The following is a 19925-nucleotide window of genomic DNA, read 5'->3' on the forward strand; positions in this document are numbered from 1 at the left end:
TGCTCCGGTTCTTCGGATCTCTGCCCCAGAAAGAATGCACCTCGCCAATCCCCGGACCATGCCCTAGAACAGCCGGGCGTCGGAACTGCGGAGCGTTACAGCGCACGCCCTGTCCCGTTTCGTCCCCATGTTCCAAACGGTACGGCCCGCTCATGCTTCAGATCGATCAACTCGTCTTCAACGCCTGGGGGCGGCGCTTCTTCGACCGTGCCTCGGTGACCTTGCCCAACCCGTCGAAGGTCAGCCTGGTCGGACGCAACGGGGTCGGAAAATCGACCCTGTTCAAGCTGATCAAGGGCGAGCTTCAGCCCGACAGGGGCGAGATCGCGATCCCCAGGGCCGCCCGCGTCGCCGCCGTGGACCAGGAACACCCCGCGACGCCCGTCAGCGTGCTCGACACGATCCTGGCCGCCGACACCGAACGCGCCGCGCTGATGGCCGAACTCGAGACCGCCGAACCCGAACGCATGGGCGACATCTGGTCGCGCCTGATCGAAATCGACGCCGACAGCGCCCCCGCCCGCGCGGCCGAGATCCTGAACGGGCTGGGCTTCTCCACCACCGACATCGACCGGCCGATGGCCGAATTCTCGGGCGGCTGGCGGATGCGCGTGGCGCTGGCCGCCGCCCTGTTCGCGCAACCCGACCTGCTGCTGCTCGACGAACCGACGAACTACCTGGATCTCGAAGGCGCCTTGTGGCTCGAGGCCCGGCTGGCGCGCTATCCGCATTCCGCCCTGATCATCAGCCACGACCGGGACCTGCTGAACAACTCGGTCGATTTCACCCTGCACGTCACCGAAGGCAAGCTGGAGCTGTACACCGGCGGCTATGATGAATTCGAGCGCCAGCGCGCCGAGAAGATCCGCCTGCAGAACGCCACCCGCGCCAAGCAGGAGGCCGAACGCGCGCACCTGCAATCCTTCGTCGATCGCTTCAAGGCCAAGGCCAGCAAGGCCGCGCAGGCGCAGAGCCGCATGAAGCGCCTGGCCAAGCTGGAACCCGTCGCCACCACGATCGAGGCCCGGGTCTCCCCCTTCATCCTCCCCTCGCCGCAGCGCCCGCTGGCGCCGCCGCTGATGCGGCTGGAGGGGGTGGAGATCGGCTATGGCGACGACGCGCCCGTCCTGGCCGGACTGGATTTGCGGCTGGACGTCGACGACCGGATCGGGCTGCTGGGGGTGAACGGCGCCGGCAAATCGACCTTCGCCAAGATGGCCGCCGGCGCGCTGGCCGCGCGGTCCGGACGGGTGACCCGATCGGCGCGGATGGAGGTCGGCTGGTTCCACCAGCACCAGATCGAGGCCCTGAACCCCTCCGATACGCCGCTGGACATCATCCGCGCCGCCCGCCCGGCCGACAGCGAGCAATCCCATCGCGCGCGCCTGGCGCAGTTCGGCATCCATTTCGAAAAACAGGGCACGACGGTCGAGGCCCTGTCGGGCGGCGAGCGCGCGCGGCTGCTGCTGAACATGGTGGCGATGGCCGCCCCGCATCTGCTGATCCTGGACGAACCGACGAACCATCTGGACATCGACAGCCGCCGCGCCCTGCTGGACGCGCTGAACGAGTATGAGGGCGCGGTGATCCTGATCACCCACGACCGGTCGCTGATGGAACTGGTGGCGGACCGGCTCTGGCTTGCCGCCGACAATACGGTGGCGCCGTTCGACGGCGACATGGACGATTACGCCCGCTTCGTCCTGGATCGCGCGCGGGGCGGCACCGCGGCCCCGTCCCAGGCCGCGTCGCGCGAAAAGCGGCGCAAGGCCAGACGCTGACACGGCCCAGCGGTCCGGCGGCCCAGTACTCAGCGCAGACCAGGCGACCCGTCGGGAAGAGGCTGGCCGCCGAGGGTGCGCATCGGTCCAGGGTGCTCATCAGCTCCGCCACCTCGAAGCCGTCCGTCGCCGCGGCCCGCTCGGCACATTCTCCTTCATGCTGGATGGTCCTGCCGCGCCGACACGGCCTGGTGTCGTGATCCCGCCTCGACCGAAAAACTTGCAATGAATGCCTCTTGCCTTATAGTAGGCAATATAACTACTTCATGGAGCGCGATATGGAGGAAGCCGTTTCAGCCGCCGATGCCAATCGCCGGTTTTCCTTCCTGCTGCGAGGCGTGCGGGCGGGGCACAGCTATGTCGTGACCAGCCACGGCAAGCCCGTGGCGCGTCTGGTTCCCGCGGGCGGACACGATAACGTGGCGGACAGCGCACGGGCGGCGTTGCTGTCGCGGCTGGAAAGGCAGCCGGTCATGAACGCCGGTCGTTGGACGCGGGACGAGCTTTACGAGGACGACCAATGAGGGTCGTTCTCGATACGAACGTGCTGGCCTACGCCGAAGGCATGAACGGGGCCGAGCGTCGGGATACGGCGCTGGACCTTGTCCGGCGCCTGCCACGAGAGGGGGGCGTTGTCCCCGCGCAGGTGCTGGGCGAGCTTTTCAACGTCCTGGTCCGTAAGGGCGGCCGGTCGCGCGCCGAGGCCCGTGACGCCATGTTGAGTTGGCGCGATACCTTCCCGGTGGTGGAAACCTCGCCGGAAATCATGCTGACGGCGGCCGATCTCGCCACCGATCACCGGCTGGGGATATGGGATGCGGTTGTCCTCTCGGCGGCGTCGCATGCCGGATGCCGATTGCTGTTGTCGGAGGATTTGCAGGACGGCTTCACCTGGGGCGGCGTGACGGTGGTCAATCCGTTCGCCACGTCACGGCATCCCCTGCTTGACGCACTTCTGGCGGATGAAGCCCCGTGACAGGGGAAGCCGACTCGCGTGGAAAGCGCGGAAGCTGGTGTCGATAATGGTCTGAGACTACGCCGGTCCCGCCGATTGCCGCTATGACCTGCGCAGACGCCCGATGACGGGATTTGTGATGGTCCGGGGCCGATGTTCCCGATGCCTCATACCCTGTTTTCTGCCCCTGTTTTCTGCGGGAACAGAAACAAGCGCGCTGGGCCACCAGATCGCCCGAGCGGACTTCGCCCGGCGGATGGTCAGTCCGTTCGCCACGCGCCGGCCGCCGCCCTCTCACGGCTCCGGCGGCGCATCCTCGTCATAAGCCGGCTCATAGGTCATGCCCTCGATCCAGGCGCGGATATTCTCCGGCCGCGGCACGGTCGCCATGCCATGGTCGAACATGTATTCCGCCAACCGGCAGGCCGAGGTGATCTGCACCGCCAGGATCTGGCTCTGCGGCGGGTACAGCATGCCGCGCGCCTGCGCCGCCGCGTCCACCTGGTCGGCCAGGGCGTGCGCGGCCTCGATGATCAGCGCGTCGGTGATCAGGCGCGGCCGCGCCGCATAGACCGCCAGCCCCAGCCCGGGGAAGATATAGAAATTATTGGCCTGCCCGGGCCGGAACACCGCGCCGCCCCGCGCGACCTCGGGGAATTGCACCCCCGCCGCATACAGCGCCCGCCCGTCCGACCACGCATAGGCCTGCTCGGCGGTGCACTCCGCATGCGGGATCGACAGCGGAAAGATGACCGGCCGCTCGTTGATCTCGGCCATCAGCGCCACGATCTCGCGCGTAAAGGCCCCGCCGGCGGTGGACACGCCGATCAGGATGCTGGGCCGCACCCGGCGGATGGTGGCCGCCAGGTCCCGCGTCGGCGCCGCCGGGTGGGCATAGACGCGTTGCTCGGCCGACAGGTCCGCACGCGTGGGCTCCACCAGCCCGTCCGCGTCCATCATCGTGATGCGCCCGCGCGCCTCGGCCTCCGACAGCCCCTCGGCCTGCATCGCCCGCACCAGCAGGTCCGACGTGCCCAGCGCCGACGACCCGGCGCCCAGGAACAGCACCCGCTGCTCCGACAGCGGCGCCTCCCTGATCCGCAGCGCGGTGATCAGCCCGGCCAGCGTCACCGCCGCCGTGCCCTGGATATCGTCGTTGTAGCACAGCACCCGGTCGCGATAGCGCGCCAGGTAACGGATCGCGTCCGTGCCCTTCCAATCCTCGAAATGGATGCAGCAGGCCGGAAACACCGCCTGCACCGCCGCCACGAATTCCTCGACGAAATCGTCCAGCTCCGCCTGCGGCGGCGGCTCGCGCCGCAGGCCCAGATACAGCGGGTCGGCGCGCAGCGCCGCATTGGTGGTGCCGATATCCAGTTGCACCGGCAGCGTCGCCTGCGGCGGCACGGCGGCGCAGGCGGTATAAAGCTGCAGCTTGCCGATGGGGATGCCCATCCCGTTCACCCCGATATCGCCCAGCCCCAGGATGCGCCCGCCCGTGGTCACGCAGATCACCCGCACATCCGCCACCGGCCAGTTGCGCAGCACCCGGGCGATCCGCCCGCGCATCTCCAGGCTCACATACATGCCCCGGGGCCGGCGATAGATATGGCTGAAGGATTTGCACGCCTCGCCCAGCGTGGGGGCATAGACGATCGGCACATAGCGCGCCGGATCGGACATCAGCACCTTGTAGAACAGCGTCTCGTTCCGGTCCCCCAGCGCGGCCAGATAGATATAGCGTTCCAGGTCGTCCGGCTTGGCGTCCAGGTGCCGCCCCACCCGCTCGACCTGCCGCTCCAGCGTCTCGACCTGCGTCGGCAGCAGCCCCTCCAGCCCCCAGGCCCGCCGCTCGGCCTCGGTAAAGGCGGTATCGCGGTTCCGCGCCGGATCGTTCAACAGCGCCGCGCCAAGCAGGCCCGGCCGGGCAGGTTTGTTCATCGGTCACGTTCTCCCCTGAAACGGTTTCACGACACGGCTATACGGCTCCACGCGGACCAAGCGGGACAGGGCGCGCCGGCCCCCATCAGACCCGCGCCATCAGACTCCCGGCAACTCGTTGACGGCCACGATCCGCCACGCCTCGGGAAAGCGCTCGACGACCGTCAGCGACAGGTTCTGGATCGAGAAATGCAGCGCGGTGTCGGCATGGATGCGCAGCGCATGGGCCAGCGCCGCGCGGATCGCGCCGCCATGGCTCACCACCACCATGTCCCGCCCCTCATGCGCGCGGGCCATGCGGTCCATGGTCGCGCCGACCCGCGCGCAGACATCCAGCATGCTCTCGCCGCCGGGCGGGCATTCGGTGGCCGCGACCGACCAGAACAGATGCGGCGACAGGGTCAGTTGATCCGGCAGCTCATGGTGGCGCAGCCCATGCCATTCCCCCATCGACTGCTCGGTAAAGCCGGGCTCGACGCTCCAGTCCGCCGCCCCGTACCCGGCCTCCTGGATCGCCTGGGCGGTCCGCTGCGTGCGGCTCAGGGGCGAGGTGAACCACAGCGCCTCGCGCGGCAGGCGCGCCGCCAGCGCCTCGTACATCGGCCGCTGCGCGATCAGGCTGTCCGGACACAGCGGCACGTCCAGCGATCCGTACAGCCGCATGCGGGCATTTTCCTCGACCAGCGCATGGCGGATCATCCAGAAACGGGTGATCCCGGATTGCAGCTTGGGGGTGTCGAGGAAATTGCCGTGATTCTGGTTCATGCAATCGGATCCGGTCAGCGTGAGGGGCCCATGCCCCCATCCATAGCCCGAACCGGCGCATAGGTCTGCACCGGATCGGCGGCCCGCAGGATCGCCCAATGCCGCAGGATCAGCCCGATCTTGTCCAGCACCAGCCGCGCATCGCCGATCTCGCGATCCATGCGCCGGTCGGGCACCAGCCCGTCATGCGACGGCTCGCCCGACACCAGCCGCGCCCCCGCCGACAGGCGCAGCGCCCCCGCCATGCCGGGGCGGGACGGGTGCGGCAGCGGCACCGGCTGGCCGACATGGCACAGCACGCCCCCCAGCGCCCGGTCGGCCGGCGCGGACAGCAGGCGCGACAGGTCGGCATTCAGCCAGCGATACAGCGCCCGCGCATCCTCCAGCCCCAGCGGCACGAACCGCCCCCCGTCCGCCCCGTCATCCGCCATCGGGTCGCGCACGAAAAAGCTCAGGATGGTCGCGCGGTCGTCCCATGCATCGGCCAGCGGCGCCCGCGCGGGCGCCGGCCCCGACAGGCGGCGCAGGTCGACCGACGCGTCGATCGCGCCTTCCACCGCATCCAGAAACCGCGCCAGCCGCGCGCGCACCACCGGCCGGGGAATCGCATGCAGCGCCGCCATCTCCGCCAGCGCCGCGTGCCAGCGCAGCATCAGCCCGACATTCTCCCCCGCCGCCAGGTGCGCCGTGCCCGGCGCGTCCGGCCATTCGCTCCGGTGGCTGTACGCCGCCAGCCCGGCGGGCAGCATGCCCCCCTCCAGCCGCGCCGCCACCCCCGCCGGCAGCAGCAGCGCGCCGCAGAAGGGCGGCCCGGTAAAGAATTTCGACCCGGTGACCATCACCATCCAGCCCCGGTCCAGATAGGCGCGCACCCGCTCCGGATCCAGCCGCGCCTGGCAGGCATCGACCACCACGTCCGGCGCCCTTCCGTCCGGCCCGCCCTCCGCCAGTTCGTCCAGCATCGCCATCCCCGGCGCCAGCAGCCCGGTCTTCGACAGGTCCAGCCGGTGCAGCAGCACATGCCGCCCCGCCGCCACGGCCTGGTGCACCAGCGCGGCACAGTCCGCATCCACCGCGTCCTCCGGGCGCAGCGCGCCGTCCGGCCCGCGCAGCGGCACCGACAGCAGCAGCGTCTCCCGCGCGAAGCCGTCGATCAGCCCGCCCTTCGGCACCGCCGCGCCCAGCGCGGTGTCATGCGCGAAATGGCAGCCTCTGGCCGCCAGCGGCACGCCGCTGCCGGTCTCTTCGGGGGCCAGCAGGATATTGCTGACCGCCCGCCCACCCGGCGCCAGCGCCGCCAGCGCCAGGGCATGCAGCTCGCAATCCGTGCCCGATGGCGCCAGCACCACGCTCTCGCCCGCGGCCAGGCGGTAATGGCGGCCGATCCGCCGGCGCAGGTCCGCCACCATCCCGGCTCGGACCGCGGCCCCGTCCCCCGCCGTGCCGTCCCCCGCCGTGCCGCCGCCCGTCAGCGCCCCGCCGACCAGGCGCAGCCGCGCCGCCTCGGCCCCTGCGAACCCCCGCTCCGACAGCGACGATGCGGTGGACGAGGCAAAGGTGACCGCCCAGGGCCGCGGCCGGTGCGAACAGCCATAATGGTTCAGGCCGGTGGCCGGATCGACCGCCAGCCGCGCATCGCCCCCCTCGGCCATCAGCGCCTCCGTCGGCCCCAGCAGCGGCCACAGCGCCGCCAGCCGCGCCGCCAGGGCCGTAAACCCGTCCGCCCCCGCTGCCCCTGGCCCCGCGACCGCCGGCTGCAACGGCGCCAGGCACGGCCACAGCGCCGCCAGACATGCCGCGTCCGGCGGCCATTCCGCCGCCATGGCGTCCAGCCAGGGCAGGTCCGGCATCGCCCCCCCGGCCGGCCCGTCCAGCCCGCGGAACAGCGCGGCGACCCGCGCCGCGCACAGCCCGGCCAGCACCGGCTCGGCCGGAGCCAGGGGCAGCAGGCGCGCCAGTTCCAGCGCATGGCGCAGGATGATGGCGGCCTGCGCCGGGCCGGCCAGGCTGGGCGCGCCCAGAGTCACGTCGCCCAGAGTCACCTTTCTCGGCGTCACCTCTCCCGGCGTCACCCCACTTTGGGGCCCCACCCGGAACGGCGCCGCCAGCGCCGGGTCCAGCCGGATCCGCCGCCCGTCCGCGATCACCCGCAGGTCCGGGCGCTCCAGCACGCCGGCCAGTTCCCGGGTCAGGTGCGCGGCGAACACGCGCGCGCTCCGCTACGGCCGGCTTCGCGGCCCTCGACCGACATCTCCAAACGCTCTCTCCCCGACCGGCCCCCTTCGCAAGGGCTCTCTTCACATCAGACGGCTCAAATCAGACGGCGGCCCCCCCGGCACGGGCCGTCCGCCCGCGCCAGCGCCCCGCCACCCGCCGCACCGTCCACGACCGGATCCGCTCCAGCAGCAGATAGACGACCGGCGTGGTGTACAGGGTCAGCAACTGGCTCATCAGCAATCCGCCCACCACCGCAATGCCCAGCGGCCGCCGCAGTTCGATTCCGTACCCCCCGCTCAGGATCAGCGGAATGGCCCCGAACGCGGCGGCCAGCGTCGTCATCAGGATCGGCCGGAACCGCCTGGCGCAGGCCTCGCGGATCGCCGCCTCGGGCGACATCGCGCCGTCGCGCTCGGCATGCAGGGCAAAATCCACCATCAGGATCGCATTCTTCTTCACGATGCCCACCAGCAGGATCATCCCGATCATCGCGATCAGCGAGAATTCCTGCCCCGTCGCCCACAACGCCAGCACCGCCCCCACCGTCGCCGACGGCAGGGTGGACATGATGGTGATCGGATGGACATAGCTCTCGTACAGGATGCCCAGCGTGACGTACATCGTCGCCAGCGCGGCCAGGAAGACCAGCAATTCGTTGACCAGCGCGGTCTGGAACTGCTCCGCCTGGCCGGTAAAGCCCCCCTCGATCGTCGCGGGCACATGCAGCCGCACCATGGTGGCGCGGATCTCCGCCTCCGCCGCGTCCAGCGACTGGCCCTTGGCCAGGTTGAACGAAATCGCCCCCGATACGAACCCGTCGCGATGGCTGACCATGATCGAGGTCGGCCGCCGCGCCAGCCGCGCCACCACCGGCAGCGGCACCATCGTCTCGGCGCTGGACGACACGGCCGACCCGTTGGACGCGCCTACCCCCCCGGCCAGCTTGTTGGCCACCGCGTTGCGGAAGGATTGCTGGCTCAGCGCCGCGGCCTGTGAGGAGTCCGTTCCCTGCGGCTGCGGCGGCAGCGTGACCCGCACGGTGTTCGACGCCGTGCCGCCGCCTGCCGTCCCGCCCGACGTCGAGACCCGGAACGCCCCCAGCACATCCGGCGAGTCGCGATAGCGCGGCGCCACCTCCATCACCACGTGATAGGTCGCAAGCGGGGTCGAGATGTTGGACGCGCTGCGCTGGCCATAGGCGTCGAACAGCGCGCCGCTGATCAGTTGCGGCGTGACCAGATAGCGCGCGGCGGTGTCGCGCGCGATGTCCACATGCACCGCCGTGGCCCGGTCCGTCAGGTTGGTGGAAATGTCGGTCATCACCTTGCTGCCCTGCAGCGCCTGGGTGATGCGCGGGGTCCAGCTATAGATATCCTCGGCATTGTCGCTGCGCAGGACAAAGCGATAGGCCCCCTGCTGCTGGCGGCCGCCCCCGCCATTGACGTCCCCGGCCGAAAACAGCGACAGCCGCACGCCCGTCAGCCCCGTCGCCTCCAGCCGCTTGTGCACGCGCGCGATCATCTCGTCCGGCCCGTCGTCGCGGTCGCGCTTGCCGGTCATCTGCGCGAAGGCCTGGCCCTCCACCCGCGTGTCGCCGGTAAAGGCCGCCACCGATTCCGCGTCGCGGTCGGCCAGCATGGCGGCGCTCACGGCGCGGATCTTGGCGTCCATCTTCTGGAACGACGCCGTCTCGTCCCCCCGGAAATAGCCCACGATCATCGCCACGTCCTGCTTGGGGATGATGTCCTTGGGCATGACCGTGATCACCGCCACCGTCACCACCAGGCTCAGCGGCAGGGTCGCCAGCACCAGCCGGCGCCGGCGCAGCGCATGGTCCAGCGAACGGACATAGGCACGCAGCACCGCCTCGAACGTCCATTCGATCCCGTCCGACAGCCGGCGCAGCCCCCGGCGCAGCGCCGACGCCCCCGCCGGCAGCGGCGCGCCGTGCGCCACGTCCAGCAGCAGGCCGCACATCATCGGCGTCAGGCTGATCGACAGGAACAGCGACACCGTCACCGTCACCGCCAGCGTCATCGCGAATTCATAGAAGATCTTGCCCGGCGTCCCCGGCATCAGCAGCAGCGGCAGGAACACCGCGACCAGCGCGATGGTGATCGACAGCACGGTAAACGCGATCTCGCCCGCCCCCCGCATCGCGGCGTCGGCGCGCGACTGCCCGGCCTCCATGTGGCGCGCGATGTTCTCCACCACCACGATCGCGTCGTCGACCACGAACCCGGTTGCGATCGTCAGCGCCATCAGCGACAGCGTATCCAGCGAGAATCCCAGCAGGTACATCGCCGCCAGCGTCCCGGCCAGCGAGATCGGCACCGTGATCGCGGGGATCAGCGTCGATCGCGGCGCCCGCAGGAACACCAGCACCACCGCCACCACCAGCAGCACCGAAATCAGCAGCGTCAGTTGCGTATCGCCCAGCGATGCGCGGATGGTGATCGACCGGTCCATCGCCGGGGTCAGGGTCACGCCCGCCGGCAGGGCGGCGATCATCGCCGGCGTGCGGGCGCGGATCGCGTCCATCACGCGGATGACATTCGCCCCGGGCTGCGGCCGGACGATGGCCATCACCGCGCGATGATTGTTGAAATAGCCGGTCTGCCGCTCGTCCTGCACCCCGTCATGCACCTCGGCCAGGTCCGCCAGCCGCACCGGGCGGCCGTTGCGGTACCCCACCACCAGGTCGCGATACTGCGCCGCATGCCGCGCCTGGTCGTTGGTCGCCAGCGTGTAGCGCTGGGTGCCCACATCGACGAATCCCTTGGGCGTGTTGGCATTGGCCGACGCCAGGGCCGATCGGATATCCTCGAACCCGATCCCGTATTTGAACAGCGGATACGGGTCCATCTCCACCCGCACGGCGGGCGCCGAACTGCCGGTGACCTGGATCCAGCCCACGCCCTTCACCTGCGACAGCATCGGCTGCAAGTGGGTCTGCATGATGTCGTACAGCTCGGCGATCGGCCGCGTATCCGACGTCAGCGCCATCACCATGATCGGGCTGTCGGCCGGATTGGCCTTCCAGTATTGCGGCACCATGTCCAGCGTGGCCGGCATGTCCTGCATCGCCGCGCGCAGCGCCGCCTGCACGTCGTTGGCCGCGCCGTCGATGTTCCGGCTGTCGTCGAAGGTCAGCAGGATGAACGCCGTGCTGTCGGTCGAATCGGACTCGATGCTGCTGATGCCTGAAATCTGCCCCAGCCGCCGCTCCAGCGGCGTGGTGACCGAAGACGCCATCTGCTGCGGCGACGCCCCCGGCTGGGTCGCGACCACATAGATGATCGGCACCGATATGTTCGGCAAATCCCCCACCGGCAGCGCGCGATAGCCGAACAGCCCGGCGATCACCAGCGCCATCGACAGCAGCGTCGTCATCACCGGCCGCGTGATGAAGGGGCGGCAGGGGTTCATGCGTCGGTTCACGCGCCCACCCGCGCGGCGGACCGGCGCGCGGTCCCCCGCCCGTACCACAGCGCCGCCCCGGCGAAGCCGACATAATAGCCGATATCCGCCCCGCCCAGCCACCGCGCGACGGGGCCGGTATAAAGCTGGCTGGTCGAAAACAGCAGAATGGTCGCCACCGACATGACGACGAAGATCGTCGCCCCCCGCGTCCAGCCCGGCGGCACCGGGCGCGGTATCCTGTCGCCCAGGTACCAGTCGGCCAGCACGATGCCGATCCACGGCGCGATCCAGTACATCGTCACCACCAGGTAATCGGTATACAGCGCCGCATACCGCCCCGCTCCCGCCACCGCCAGGACATAGCCCAGCGACGCGGTGATCACCGCCGCCAGCACGCGCGGCACATGGATACCCGCCGAAATCAGGCTATAGCTGGCGGTATTGTCGTTGAACGAATTGCCCGTGACCGATGACAGCGCGATCACCGCCAGCACCATCGGCCCCAATGGCCCCGCCGCGTGCTGCAGGCTGGCGATCACCGCGGTGGGCGACGGCTCGGCGACGCTGGACGCCGTCAGCAGCCCCAGCACCTGGAACGGCACCGCCGAGCCCAGCAGCCCGGCCAGCGCCAGCCATACCACCCGGCGCGGGTCGGCATCCGCCGGCAGATAGCGCGTGTAATCCGACGAATAGGACGCCCAGGACAGGTTGAAACTGGCCAGGATCGCCACCGCCAGCAGAATCGTCGCCACCCCGGGCGGATGGTGGGCCCCCGCGATCGTCAGCGTCCCCTGTTCCACCCCCTGGCGCAGGCACAGCCCCCCGATCACCGCAAAGGCCGCCAGCAGCGCCGCGCCCAGATATTTCTGCAGCGCCTGCACCATGTCGTGGCCATAGATGCTGGCCAGCATCTGCACCGCCGCCAGCCCCCCCAGCGCCAGCCAGAAGGGCGGGCTCACCCCCGCCGCAACCCACAGGAAGGCGATCAGCGCGGTGGCCGCCGGCACGTTGTTCACCGCGTCCCAGCCCACGCAATAGATCCAGTTCAGCAGCGCGGGCGGCCGCACGCCCAGCCGCCCCAGCGCCCGGCGCGACGCCTCCATCTGCGTCAGCCCGGTGGCCGGCCCGATCGACGCGGCCAGCGCCACCGGCAGCGCGCCGACCAGGTTGCCCAGCAGGATCGCCAGCAGCCCGGTGCGCAGATCCAGCCCCAGCGACACCAGCAGCGCCCCCGTCACCCAGCCGCCCGGCCCCAGATTGGGCGAGAAATGGCTCCAGAACACGCGGTCGATCCGCATGGTCTTGCGCTCCGGCGGAACCGGGCACGACACCGCGGCGGCGCTCAGTTCCTCCATGGCCGGCGGACGCGGAAAGGCAAGCGGCACGGTTCGGGGGTCCTTACGGTTCTGCGGGGCGCATGCGCGGGTGCAATCGTTGCGTCATAGGGCGGCCCCTGGCAAGTCGCCCCCGGCCGCGCCGGCGACAGCGCCAGGGCCCGGCCGATGCCCGACGAGGCACCGGCGATCAGAATCACATCGCGTTTGATGTTCGCAGATCAGAGACCGCCTGATAAAAGACCGCAAACCCTGCCGCCCCGGGTCCGCCCCGGGGTCGCCCCGCGACGATCTTCCGCGACGCTCCAAGGATACGCCGATGACACCCAGCAGCGAACGACACGGCCCGACACCCCGCCCGACGGTGGCGCGGCGCGGGGTCTGCCTGGTGATCTCGGCGCCATCCGGGGCGGGCAAATCCACCATCGCCAACGCCCTGCGCGCGGCCGAGCCGAGGCTGCTGCATTCCGTCTCCGTCACCACCCGCCAGCCCCGCCCGGGCGAAACCGACGGCGTGCATTATCATTTCCGCACCATGGACCGGTTCCAGCAGATGGCCGAATCCGGCGAATTGCTGGAATGGGCCACCGTGTTCGGCCGGGGCTACGGCACCCCCCGCGCCCCGGTCGAGGCCGCCCTGGCCGAAGGCCGCGACATGGTGTTCGACATCGATTGGCAGGGCCACCGCCAGATCCGCGCCGCCCTGCCGGCCGACGTGGTCAGCCTCTTCGTGCTGCCCCCCTCGCTGGCCGAGCTGGAACGCCGCCTGTGCAACCGCGCCTCCGACGACCCGGCGGAAATCGCCCGGCGCATGCAGGCCGCGCGCGACGAAATCGCCCATTGGCAGGAATTCGACCACGTGATCATCAATGCCGACCTCGACCAGGCGATCGCCGAGGCCCGGTCGATCCTGGTCTCGGCCCGGCTCCAGACCCGCCGCCAGACCGGCCTGGCGGGTATCGTCGCCGGGTTCGGCGCCCAAGGTGATTCCGGGTTCGGCGCGTAACCATGGATTTCTCCGCGATCACGGTGCTCTGCATCGGCGACGTCATGCTCGACCGCTTCGTCTATGGCGAAATGGAGCGCATCTCGCCCGAGGCCCCGGTCCCGGTGCTGCGGCTGGGCCGCACCCGCGAAATGCCCGGCGGCGTCGGCAACGTGGCCAACAACATCCTCTCGCTGGGCGGCCGGGCGATCCTGGTCGGGCTGGTCGGCGCCGACGCGCCCGGCGACGCGCTGCGCGCCCTGCTGGGCGGCCGCCCCGGCCTGACCGACGCGCTCGTCGCCACCGACGCCCGCCCCACCATCTGCAAGACGCGCTTCATCGCCGCCAACCAGCAGGTCGTCCGCGCGGACCAGGAAAGCCGCCTGCCGCTGCAGCCCGCCGAGGCCACGCTGCTCCGCGCCGCGATCGACGCCCATATCGGTGCCGCCGACATCGTGGTGCTGTCCGACTACGCCAAGGGCACCTGTGCCGACCCGGTCGTCGCCCACGCGATCGCCGCCGCCCGCGCGCGCGGCATCGCGGTGTTCGTCGACCCGAAATCCCGCGATTTCGCACGCTACCGGGGCGCCGCCTGCATCACCCCCAACGCGCGCGAACTCGCCCAGGCCACCGGCCTGCCCGTCGACACCGACGCGGAAATCGAATCCGCCGCCCGCGCCGCGATGGCGCAGGCCGGCGCGGGCGCCATCCTGGCCACCCGTTCCGAAAAAGGCATGGCCCTGGTCGAACGCGATGCCCCCACGCACATCGTCCCCGCCCGCGCGCGCGAAGTGTTCGACGTCTCCGGCGCGGGCGACACGGTCATCGCCACCCTGGCGCTCGCCGCCGGCTCGGGCATGACCCTGGCCCAGGCGATGCACGTCGCCAACGCCGCCGCCGGCGTGGTGGTGGGCAAGCTCGGCACCGCCACCGTCGCACTGGACGAGGTCCTGGCCGAACTCGACGCCCAGGACCACGCCCAGGGCCTGGCCGCGGGCGACATGCCCGCCCTGCTGCCGCGCGCCCGCGCCGCCGAACAGGTCGCGCGGTGGAAGGCCCAGGGCCTTCGCGTCGGCTTCACCAACGGCTGCTTCGATATCCTCCACCCCGGCCATGTCGCCCTGCTGGCCGCCGCCCGCGCCGCCTGCGACCGGCTGGTGGTCGCGCTCAACGACGATGCCAGCGTCGCCCGGCTCAAGGGCCCCGAACGCCCGATCAACCGGCTCGAGGACCGCGCCCGGGTCATGGCCGCGATCCGCCACGTCGATGCCGTGGTCCCGTTTCACGAGGACACGCCCCTGGACCTGATCCGCCTGCTGCTGCCCGACGTGCTGGTCAAGGGCGCGGATTACCGCCCCGACCAGGTGGTCGGCGCGGACGTGGTGCGCCAGGCCGGCGGCCGCCTGGTGCTGGCCACGCTGGAACAGGGCCAGTCCACCACCCGCACCATCGGCCGCATCCGCGCCGCGAACGAGGCTACAAACGGGACCGCGAACGGGGATCAGGACGCATGACGGCCGCGCCCGACGCAATGCCCGACGCAATCCGCCGCGCCCACGCCGCCTTCCGCGCCTGGCTGTTCGACAGCGCGCTGCCCGTCTGGGGCGACGTGGGCTGCGACGGCACCGCCGCCGCCCCCGCTCTGCGGGGCGCGCAGGAACATCTCGCTCCCGACGGCACCCCGGCCCGCCCGGGCTTCAAGCGCATGCGCGTCCAGGCGCGACAGCTCTACGCCTTCACCCGCGCCGCCCTCTATGGCTGGCCGGGCGGCGCGGCGCGGGCCCAGGGCATCTACCGCTTCATGCTGCGCGGGCTGCGCGCCGACGGCGGCTGGGCCTGCCGGCTCACGCCCGACGGCGCGGTGCTGGACCCCACGGCCGATCTCTACGACCTGGCCTTCATCATCTTCGCCCTGTCCTGGTACGCCCGGCTCGACCCGTCCGACGAGCCGGTGCGCCTGGCGCGCCGCACCGTCGCCTGGCTGCGCGCCACCATGGCCCACGCCAATGGCGGCTTCGCCAACACCTGGCCGCCCGCTCCCGGCCCCCGGCAGCAGAACCCGCACATGCACCTGCTCGAAGCCGCGCTGGCCCTGTTCGACACCACGGGCGACGAAGCAGACGCCGCCCTCGCGCATGACCTGGTCGATCTGTTCCGCACCCGCCTGTTCGACCCGGCCACCGGCACGCTGGGCGAATTCTTCACCGATTCCTGGCAGCCCGTCGCGGGCCCCCAGGGCGCGCTGGTCGAACCCGGCCACCAATATGAATGGGTCTGGCTGCTGCACGAATATGCCCGCCTGACCGGCCGGCCCACGGGTGCGCATGCCCAGTCCCTGTTCGCCTTCGGCCGCCGCCACGGCGTCGATCCGCGCACCGCTCTGGTGCGCGACGTCCTGACCCGCCAGGGCGACATCGTGCGGGGCGGCGCGCGCCTCTGGGCCCAGACCGAGGGGCTGCGCGCCGAAATCGCCATGCACGGCCTCCCGCAGGCCCCCCCCCACGCCGACAACGCCGACAATACGGTCCAGATCGCGCGGATCGTCGACAATCTGCTCGGCCGCTATTTCACCGACTGCCCCCCCGGCACCTGGAACGACCAGCTCGATCCGGCTTGCCGCCCGGCCGGCGACAAGATCCCGGCCAGCTCCTTCTATCACATCGTCGCCGGCTACGCCGAACTGGACCGCCTGGCCGGCGGGTCGGCCGGCGAATCGGCCATGAGGATCGCGTGAACACGATCACCCCCCCGCCCGAAGACGCCCGCAATCCTGACCCCCGCCCCGCGGACGACGGCCCGCTGCTGGGCCTGACCCGGCGCGCGCCCCCCGCCAACATGCAGGCCGAACAGGCGCTGCTGGGCGCGCTGCTGACCAACAACCGCGCCTATGACCGCGTGTCGGACTTCCTGGTCGGCGAGCATTTCGCCGACCCGGTCAACGGCCGCATCTATGATTCCATCGCCCGGCGGATCGAAGCCGGGCAACTGGCCGACCCGGTCACCCTGCGCGCCGAATTCGAACATTCCGGCGTGCTGGATTCGGTGGGCGGCACCGCCTACCTGGCCCGGCTGCTCACCGCCATGGTCGGCATCATCAATGCCGGCGATTACGGCCGGGCGATCCACGATGCTTGGGTCCGCCGCCAGTTGATCGATATCGGCGAAACCGTGGTCAACAACGCCTTCGGCGCCCGCCCGGACCTCGACGGCGTCGACCAGATCGCTGCGGGGGAAGAGGCCCTGTTCCGCCTCGCCACCGACAAGGGACAGGAAGGCGGCTTCACCAGCTTCGACCGCGCCCTGGCCGGCGCGCTGGACGTGGCCGAAAAAGCCTTCCACCGCACCGGCGACGTGGTCGGCCTCACCACCGGCCTGCGCGACATGGACAAGAAGACCGGCGGCCTGCACCCTTCCGACCTGCTGATCCTCGCCGGCCGCCCGGCCATGGGCAAGACCGCGCTCGCCACCAAGATCGCCTTCAGCGCCGCCCGCGCCCTGCTGCGTGAGGCGCAGGAGGCCCCGCCTGGTACCCAGGCCAAGGGCTCGGTCGCGATCTTCTCGCTGGAAATGTCGGCCGAACAGCTCGCCACCCGTATCCTGTCCGAACAGGCCAGCGTCTCGGGTGAGCGCATCCGCCGTGGCGAAATCGGGCAGAAGGAATTCGACCGCTTCGTCCAGGTCACGCGCGAACTGGCGCAGTTGCCCCTGCATATCGACGACACCCCGGCCATCTCGCTCTCGGCCATGCGCACCCGCTGCCGCCGCCTGGCCCGCACCAAGGGGCTCAGCCTGGTGGTGGTCGATTATCTCCAGCTCATGCGCCCCTCGGTCGGCACCCGCCCCGAAAGCCGCGTGCTGGAAATCTCCATGATCACCCAGGGGCTCAAGGCGATCGCCAAGGAACTGAACGTCCCGGTGATCGCCCTGTCCCAGCTCTCCCGCCAGGTCGAAAGCCGCGAGGACAAACGCCCCATGCTGTCCGATCTGCGCGAATCCGGCTCGATCGAACAGGACGCCGACGCGGTGATGTTCGTCTACCGCGACCAGTATTACCTCCAGCAGCGCCAGCCCAAGGAAACCGCCTACGACTCGACCGAAAAATACCAGACCGCGCTCGAAGACTGGCAGCGCAAGATGGACCTCGCCCACAACCGCGCCGAACTGATCCTGGAAAAACAACGCCACGGCCCCACCGGCACCGTGTACCTGTTCTTCGAAGGCGAATTCACCCGCTTCGGCGATCTCGACCTGGTGCACGATACCTGAAGCGGGCAGGGGGGCCTTCTTCTTTTTCTGAAGAAAAAGAAGCAAAAAGACTTTTATTCGTTTGGCGTCGATCGTGATCGGAGGCGAAGTGGCCCCCGATCGCGCGAACCAAGTCTGGCGGAAGCAGCCAGCATTCCGGCTGCGTAGCAGTCGGAATGCTGTCGGGCCAGATTTTCCAACTTAAAAGCGGCGACCACTGGTCCTCGGGATGGGGACCACTTCATCCTATCGCTTGCTCGAATTAGCTGAATGCGCGAGCAGGAATTTCTTTGACAGGGGCGGTATGACGCCATTTGAAAATAAGGTCATTGTCGAGACACTCATCCTTGTTATTATGTGGTCAACTGTCATCATGTGGTGACGGCTAAAAAAGATTACATTTGAGGAAAACCCAATGCTTCTGAACGAAATTGAGCAAGCGCAACGTCTGGTAAAGACTGACGCCTATCAAATGTCTATCGGTGAAATCGTCACTATGTACGAGAATAAAGAAATCATGATAGATCCAGAGTTTCAGAGGTTGTTTCGATGGGAGATCGGACAGAAATCAAAACTGATCGAGTCTCTATTATTGGGTATCCCTCTTCCTTCCATCTTTGTTTTTGAAAAGGATGATGGCACATGGGAATTGATCGATGGTCTACAGAGAATTTCGACTATCTTGGAGTTTATGGGGCGGTTGAGAGAGGGGGATGATCTTCGATCTCCGTCTGCTCTTGAAGCAACCAAATACCTCCCTTCGCTTCACAACGCGGTTTGGGAGGTGTCAGATCGTATCAACGATCTGCCGGTAGACGAGCAGATTGCAATTGCCAAGAGCCTACAATTAGCGATTCGGCGTAGCAGAATCGCAGTCGAAATATTGAAGCGTCCTAGTGACGATCAGACAAAATATGACTTGTTCCAGCGCTTAAATGCGGGCGGGAGCCAAGCAAATCCTCAAGAGCTTCGCAACTGCGTCGTGCTTATGATAAACAGCGACTACTTCCGCGAAGTCAAGACTGCTGCTGAGCAGGCTGTGTTTCAGACCGTGGTATCCGTAAGCGTAGAACAGCATGAGAAGCAGAGACACATGGAACTTGCGATGCGTTTTCTTGCTCATGCTTTGGTTCCTTATGATGGTCGTTTAGATGTTGAAGAATATATTGATGAAAGCTCCGTTACCCTCGCCACGGCAGGTGATGCGGTTGCCGCAGTAAATCTTATCAATCAGACCTTTGGTCTATTGTATGAGATAGCGGGAGGCGACGCGCTAAAGCGTTTTGAAAACGGTCAACATGTAGGCAGGGTTGGCTTAGTGGGGCTCGAAGGAATAGCTGTAGGAGTCGCGAAGAACCTTTCCGAGATTCTTGCTCTTGGCGCTCAAGGTTCCAAAGATTTTATCAGAAGAAAGATAGAAGGCTTTTGGCAGCAACCTCAGGTAGCTACGTTCACGTCACCTGGGTTGCGTGGTACCGTCCGCATCCAGCGAACAGTGTCGTTCGGGGAAGCGTGGTTCAAGCCATGAGTAAGCCGTATTCGGAAAACGATTTTATAACTTTGGTCACCGAAGATCGAACTTGGCGGATGAGGGAGATTTCAGACCTCAAGTCAGCGATACAGCGCGGTGACAAGGGCACCCAGAGGGTTTTCTTAAGAGCGCTTGTTACGATTTGCTATGCGCATTGGGAAGGTTATGTAAGATTTGCAGCAAGAAAATATCTTGAACACGTTTCAATCCGGAAACTTCAATACAACCAGCTAAGCCCTCAGTTTTTCAAAAATTATTTTCTGCCCCGACTTACCTCAACGACTAGTGGGGGAATGAGCATACCAGAACGATGCTCACTGGTTGAAGAGATACTCACTTCGTCCGATCGTCGCTTTAGTCGAGTCAACGAGGACCTAATTAACACTAAGGCCAATCTGAATTTCAAAGTTTTTTCAGATATTTGTGTTGTTTGTGGCGTATCAACGCACTTATTTTCCGAGGAAGTAACCTTCATTGACGTAATGCTGCTAAAGCGCCGGAATGCTATAGCACACGGAGAAGAAACGCTTATTGCGCTCGATGATCTTGACACGATAGCTAACGGAACAATTTCTCTGATACAGGCGTTCGGCACCGAACTCGAGAACCACGTTGTGCTGAAGACGTATAAAGTTGCGTGACCCTGTCCAAGATGTCTAGCCTGTCTTATTCATAGCCGGTCAGTTTGGTGATGTTCACGTATTTTTGGGCGCGGCTAATCGAGGCGCCGGAGGGCGCGCTTTTGGTG

14 protein-coding genes are annotated in these 19925 nt (G+C 67.9%); 9 read left to right on the plus strand and 5 right to left on the minus strand.

All coding sequences use genetic code 11. The features are described 5' to 3' along the window. Nucleotides 1-152 precede the first annotated feature (152 nt). The 3 genes from QN315_RS11505 (at nt 153) to QN315_RS11515 (ending at nt 2757) form a co-directional block, all read left to right on the plus strand. Nucleotides 153-1781 (plus strand): ABC-F family ATP-binding cassette domain-containing protein, encoded by a 1629-nt coding sequence (locus QN315_RS11505; RefSeq protein ID WP_323989402.1) that lies wholly within the window; start codon nt 153-155, stop codon nt 1779-1781. 236 nt (nt 1782-2017) lie between these two features. Beyond that, the gene (locus QN315_RS11510; RefSeq protein ID WP_323989403.1) at nt 2018-2305 is read left to right on the plus strand and encodes a type II toxin-antitoxin system Phd/YefM family antitoxin; all 288 of its coding nucleotides are present in this window, start codon (nt 2018-2020) and stop codon (nt 2303-2305) included. Next, nucleotides 2302-2757 carry a PIN domain-containing protein gene (locus tag QN315_RS11515; RefSeq protein ID WP_323989404.1) on the plus strand — a complete coding sequence of 152 codons (456 nt, stop codon included), beginning with the start codon at nt 2302-2304 and terminating at the stop codon, nt 2755-2757. Before QN315_RS11510 ends, QN315_RS11515 begins: the two co-directional genes overlap by 4 nt. Nucleotides 2758-3030: 273 nt before the next feature. Here QN315_RS11515 and QN315_RS11520 read toward each other — a convergent pair whose 3' ends face one another. From QN315_RS11520 to QN315_RS11540, 5 genes are all read right to left on the minus strand, one after another. Then, on the minus strand, nt 3031-4677 hold the full coding sequence (locus QN315_RS11520; protein ID WP_323989405.1) for an NAD-dependent malic enzyme: 1647 nt from the start codon (nt 4675-4677) through the stop codon (nt 3031-3033). A 99-nt stretch (nt 4678-4776) separates the two neighbouring features. After that, complete coding sequence (locus tag QN315_RS11525) at nt 4777-5442, minus strand: histidine phosphatase family protein (protein ID WP_323989406.1); 666 nt, start codon at nt 5440-5442, stop codon at nt 4777-4779. Nucleotides 5443-5456: 14 nt separating this feature from the next. Continuing rightward, nucleotides 5457-7649, minus strand: a complete 2193-nt coding sequence (locus QN315_RS11530) for a hypothetical protein (RefSeq protein ID WP_323989407.1) — start codon at nt 7647-7649, stop codon at nt 5457-5459. 109 nt (nt 7650-7758) lie between these two features. Next, nucleotides 7759-11088: an efflux RND transporter permease subunit gene (locus tag QN315_RS11535; RefSeq protein WP_323989408.1), complete on the minus strand. Its 3330-nt coding sequence runs from the start codon at nt 11086-11088 to the stop codon at nt 7759-7761. 8 nt (nt 11089-11096) lie between these two features. After that, complete coding sequence (locus QN315_RS11540; protein WP_323993432.1) at nt 11097-12437, minus strand: cytosine permease; 1341 nt, start codon at nt 12435-12437, stop codon at nt 11097-11099. A 298-nt stretch (nt 12438-12735) separates the two neighbouring features. Between QN315_RS11540 and gmk the strand changes: the two genes are divergently transcribed. The 6 genes from gmk (at nt 12736) to QN315_RS11570 (ending at nt 19818) form a co-directional block, all read left to right on the plus strand. Beyond that, nucleotides 12736-13422 carry a guanylate kinase gene (gene gmk, locus QN315_RS11545; RefSeq protein ID WP_323989409.1) on the plus strand — a complete coding sequence of 229 codons (687 nt, stop codon included), beginning with the start codon at nt 12736-12738 and terminating at the stop codon, nt 13420-13422. A 2-nt stretch (nt 13423-13424) separates the two neighbouring features. After that, entirely contained in the window at nt 13425-14915 is a 1491-nt protein-coding gene (rfaE1, locus tag QN315_RS11550; RefSeq protein WP_323989410.1) for a D-glycero-beta-D-manno-heptose-7-phosphate kinase, read from the plus strand. Beyond that, complete coding sequence (locus QN315_RS11555) at nt 14912-16135, plus strand: AGE family epimerase/isomerase (protein ID WP_323989411.1); 1224 nt, start codon at nt 14912-14914, stop codon at nt 16133-16135. Before rfaE1 ends, QN315_RS11555 begins: the two co-directional genes overlap by 4 nt. Then, nucleotides 16132-17667 carry a replicative DNA helicase gene (locus tag QN315_RS11560; RefSeq protein WP_408904509.1) on the plus strand — a complete coding sequence of 512 codons (1536 nt, stop codon included), beginning with the start codon at nt 16132-16134 and terminating at the stop codon, nt 17665-17667. Before QN315_RS11555 ends, QN315_RS11560 begins: the two co-directional genes overlap by 4 nt. Nucleotides 17668-18061: 394 nt before the next feature. Further along, nucleotides 18062-19174, plus strand: coding sequence for a DUF262 domain-containing protein (locus QN315_RS11565; protein WP_323989412.1), 1113 nt, complete (start codon nt 18062-18064; stop codon nt 19172-19174). After that, nucleotides 19171-19818, plus strand: a complete 648-nt coding sequence (locus QN315_RS11570) for an MAE_28990/MAE_18760 family HEPN-like nuclease (protein ID WP_323989413.1) — start codon at nt 19171-19173, stop codon at nt 19816-19818. The genes QN315_RS11565 and QN315_RS11570 overlap by 4 nt, the downstream gene beginning before the upstream one ends. The last annotated feature ends 107 nt before the right edge of the window (nt 19819-19925 follow it).

It is taken from the genome of Nguyenibacter sp. L1 (assembly GCF_035199985.1).
In the GTDB taxonomy this organism is placed as follows: domain Bacteria; phylum Pseudomonadota; class Alphaproteobacteria; order Acetobacterales; family Acetobacteraceae; genus Gluconacetobacter; species Gluconacetobacter vanlangensis.

Excerpts from the sequence above, each read along its gene's own strand:
- QN315_RS11535 (WP_323989408.1), bottom strand. The coding sequence starts at position 11,088 with ATGAACCCCTGCCGCCCCTTCATCACGCGGCCGGTGATGACGACGCTG.
- QN315_RS11565 (WP_323989412.1), top strand. The coding sequence starts at position 18,062 with ATGCTTCTGAACGAAATTGAGCAAGCGCAACGTCTGGTAAAGACTGAC.
- QN315_RS11515 (WP_323989404.1), top strand. The coding sequence starts at position 2,302 with ATGAGGGTCGTTCTCGATACGAACGTGCTGGCCTACGCCGAAGGCATG.
- QN315_RS11505 (WP_323989402.1), top strand. The coding sequence starts at position 153 with ATGCTTCAGATCGATCAACTCGTCTTCAACGCCTGGGGGCGGCGCTTC.
- QN315_RS11540 (WP_323993432.1), bottom strand. The coding sequence starts at position 12,437 with ATGGAGGAACTGAGCGCCGCCGCGGTGTCGTGCCCGGTTCCGCCGGAG.
- QN315_RS11520 (WP_323989405.1), bottom strand. The coding sequence starts at position 4,677 with ATGAACAAACCTGCCCGGCCGGGCCTGCTTGGCGCGGCGCTGTTGAAC.
- QN315_RS11555 (WP_323989411.1), top strand. The coding sequence starts at position 14,912 with ATGACGGCCGCGCCCGACGCAATGCCCGACGCAATCCGCCGCGCCCAC.
- gmk (WP_323989409.1), top strand. The coding sequence starts at position 12,736 with ATGACACCCAGCAGCGAACGACACGGCCCGACACCCCGCCCGACGGTG.
- QN315_RS11525 (WP_323989406.1), bottom strand. The coding sequence starts at position 5,442 with ATGAACCAGAATCACGGCAATTTCCTCGACACCCCCAAGCTGCAATCC.
- QN315_RS11570 (WP_323989413.1), top strand. The coding sequence starts at position 19,171 with ATGAGTAAGCCGTATTCGGAAAACGATTTTATAACTTTGGTCACCGAA.
- rfaE1 (WP_323989410.1), top strand. The coding sequence starts at position 13,425 with ATGGATTTCTCCGCGATCACGGTGCTCTGCATCGGCGACGTCATGCTC.